Annotated in this window: 2 protein-coding genes and 1 pseudogene; 2 read left to right on the forward strand and 1 reads right to left on the reverse strand. The window is 71.9% G+C overall.

The features are described 5' to 3' along the window. Positions 1 to 326 (reverse strand): annotated as a pseudogene (locus GKQ77_RS30550) (hypothetical protein); the annotation flags it as partial. 253 nt (positions 327 to 579) lie between these two features. Between GKQ77_RS30550 and radA the strand changes: the two are divergent. Both radA and disA read left to right on the forward strand, forming a co-directional pair. Further along, entirely contained in the window at positions 580 to 1989 is a 1410-nt protein-coding gene (radA, locus tag GKQ77_RS30555) for a DNA repair protein RadA (protein WP_219692366.1), read from the forward strand. A gap of 79 nt (positions 1990 to 2068) precedes the next feature. Continuing rightward, entirely contained in the window at positions 2069 to 3193 is a 1125-nt protein-coding gene (disA, locus tag GKQ77_RS30560; RefSeq protein ID WP_219692367.1) for a DNA integrity scanning diadenylate cyclase DisA, read from the forward strand. Positions 3194 to 3237: the final 44 nt, after the last annotated feature.

Raw genomic sequence — 3237 nt, forward strand, 5'->3', positions numbered from 1 at the left:
CGGTTCCGCTTGGCCTCGGCCAGACGGCGCAGGCAGACCCAGCGGGCCAGCGCGTAGAGCCAGGCGCGCAGCTCGCCGTCGGCCTCGGGGCCGCGCGAGCCCCGGCGCTCGGCCAGATGGAGCACGTCCCCCAGCGCCGCGGTCGCCGCGTCGTGATCGCACAGGACGGAGAGGCAGTAGGTGAACAGGCCGTCCAGACACGGTTCGTAGCGCGCGGGCGGGGTCGTCCGGGGCGCTGGGCGGGGCGCCACACGCTTGCGCGTATCACGGTGCGCCCGGTGTGCGCCGGTTGCGTTCACGGGGGTTTCCGGCCTGCTGCTCATCACCCGTGCGAAGTTAGGCGGATGATGCAGGCTCCTTCCTCCCTCTTGCGCACATTTAATCCTTACGGGTGAACAGATCCCTCAAAAGGGGACAGGAACCCATCATTCCGGGGCCTTGACTCATGCGCCGACGGGCGCCGGGCGGGCGCCGGGGCATGCGGGACGGCGGAGACAGGAACGGGCGGGACGGCGGAGACGGGAGCGGACGGAACCACGGCGGGCCGCGTTGTCAGTGGGCTCGGTTACGGTTCCGAGCATGGCTGCCCGTACGAAATCCACCAAGGACCGTCCGTCCTACCGCTGCACCGAGTGCGGCTGGCAGACGGCCAAGTGGCTCGGCCGCTGCCCCGAATGCCAGGCGTGGGGCACCGTCGAGGAGTACGGCGCGCCCGCGGTCCGCACCACCGCCCCCGGCCGGGTCACCTCCTCCGCCGTCCCGATCGGCGAGGTCGACGGCCGCACGGCGACCGCGCGCTCCACCGGCGTGCCCGAGCTGGACCGCGTCCTCGGCGGCGGGCTCGTCCCCGGCGCCGTGGTGCTGCTCGCGGGCGAGCCCGGCGTCGGCAAGTCCACGCTGCTCCTCGACGTCTCGGCGAAGGCCGCGAGCGAGCAGCACCGCACGCTCTATGTGACCGGTGAGGAGTCGGCGAGTCAGGTCAGGCTGCGTGCCGACCGCATCGGCGCCATCGACGACCACCTCTATCTGGCCGCGGAGACCGATCTGTCCGCCGTCCTCGGCCACTTGGACGCGGTCAAGCCCTCGCTCCTGGTCCTCGACTCCGTCCAGACGGTCGCCTCGCCGGAGATCGACGGCGCGCCCGGCGGCATGGCGCAGGTCCGCGAGGTCGCGGGCGCCCTGATCCGCGCCTCCAAGGAGCGCGGCATGTCCACCCTCCTGGTCGGCCACGTCACCAAGGACGGCGCGATCGCGGGCCCCCGCCTCCTGGAGCATCTCGTCGACGTGGTCCTCCAGTTCGAGGGCGACCGGCACGCGCGCCTGCGCCTGGTCCGCGGCGTCAAGAACCGGTACGGCACGACGGACGAGGTCGGCTGCTTCGAGCTGCACGACGAGGGCATCACCGGCCTCGCCGACCCCAGCGGCCTCTTCCTCACCCGCCGCGCCGAGCCCGTCCCCGGCACCTGTCTGACCGTCACCCTGGAGGGCCGCCGCCCCTTGGTCGCCGAGGTCCAGGCGCTCACGGTCGACTCGCAGATCCCGAGCCCCCGGCGCACCACATCCGGCCTCGAGACGTCCCGCGTCTCGATGATGCTGGCCGTCTTGGAGCAGCGCGGCAGGATCACGGCCCTCGGCAAGCGGGACATCTACAGCGCGACGGTCGGCGGCGTGAAGCTCTCCGAGCCCGCCGCGGACCTCGCCATCGCCCTCGCCCTGGCCAGCGCGGCGAGCGACACCCCGCTGCCGAAGAACCTCGTGGCGATCGGCGAGGTGGGCCTCGCGGGCGAGGTCAGACGGGTCACGGGCGTCCAGCGCAGACTGGCCGAGGCGCACCGCCTCGGCTTCACCCACGCCCTCGTACCGACCGATCCCGGCAGGATCCCGGCCGGTATGAAGGTCATCGAAGTCGCCGACATGGGTGACGCGCTGCGCGTCCTTCCGCGATCCCGTCGTCGAGAGGCCCCACGGGAGGAGGAAGAGCGCCGGTAGACTTTGCCCTGGTCTCGCCCATCCGTACGAAGACAGAGGTACGGCAGAGGCTTGGACGACGTGCGAACGAGGGAGTGCAGTGGCAGCCAACGACCGGGCAGCGAATCCCGGCAAGCCCGGCGGAAGCTCCGCTGCCGATGCGCTGATGCGCGCCTCCCTGAGCGCCGTCGCCCCCGGCACGGCCCTGCGCGACGGCCTGGAGCGCATCCTGCGCGGCAACACCGGCGGCCTGATCGTCCTCGGCTGGGACAAGACCGTCGAGTCGATGTGCACGGGCGGCTTCATCCTGAACGTCGAGTTCACCGCGACGCGCCTGCGCGAGCTGTGCAAGCTCGACGGCGGCATCGTCCTCGACAAGGACATCACCAAGATCCTGCGCGCCGGTGTGCAACTGGTGCCGGACCCGCTGATCCCCACCGAGGAGACGGGCACGCGGCACCGCACGGCGGACCGCGTCTCCAAGCAGGTCGGTTTCCCCGTCGTCTCCGTCTCCCAGTCCATGCGCCTGATCGCGCTGTACGTGGACGGGCAGCGCCGCGTCCTCGAGGACTCGGCGGCGATCCTCTCCCGTGCCAACCAGGCCCTCGCGACCCTGGAGCGGTACAAGCTGCGTCTCGACGAGGTCGCGGGCACGCTCTCCGCCCTGGAGATCGAGGACCTGGTGACGGTGCGGGACGTGACGGCGGTCGCCCAGCGTCTTGAGATGGTGCGCCGCATCGCCACGGAGATCGCGGAGTACGTGGTGGAGCTGGGCACCGACGGCCGCCTTCTCGCCCTCCAGCTGGACGAGTTGATCGCGGGCGTCGAGCCCGAGCGCGAGCTGGTCGTCAGGGATTACGTGCCCGAGCCGACCGCCAAGCGGTCCCGCACAGTCGACGAGGCGCTCCAGGAGCTGGACGCCCTCACCCACGCGGAGCTGCTCGAACTCTCCACAGTGGCGCGCGCCTTGGGTTACACGGGCTCTCCGGAGGCCCTGGACTCGGCGGTCTCGCCGCGCGGCTTCCGCCTCCTGGCGAAGGTGCCCCGCCTCCCCGGCGCCATCATCGACCGCCTGGTCGAGCACTTCGGCGGCCTGCAGAAGCTGCTCGCCGCGAGCGTGGACGATCTCCAGACGGTGGACGGCGTGGGCGAGGCGAGGGCGCGCAGCGTCCGCGAGGGCCTGTCGCGGCTGGCGGAGTCGTCGATCTTGGAGCGGTACGTCTAGCGGGCGCGGGGCGCCTAGAGGGCGTGAAGGCCCCTATGCCCTAC

Source organism: Streptomyces anatolicus, assembly GCF_019400875.1.
In the GTDB taxonomy this organism is placed as follows: domain Bacteria; phylum Actinomycetota; class Actinomycetes; order Streptomycetales; family Streptomycetaceae; genus Streptomyces; species Streptomyces anatolicus.

Bases quoted from the DNA above. Each gene is read 5' to 3' on its own strand.
- radA (WP_219692366.1), top strand. From the start codon at position 580: ATGGCTGCCCGTACGAAATCCACCAAGGACCGTCCGTCCTACCGCTGC.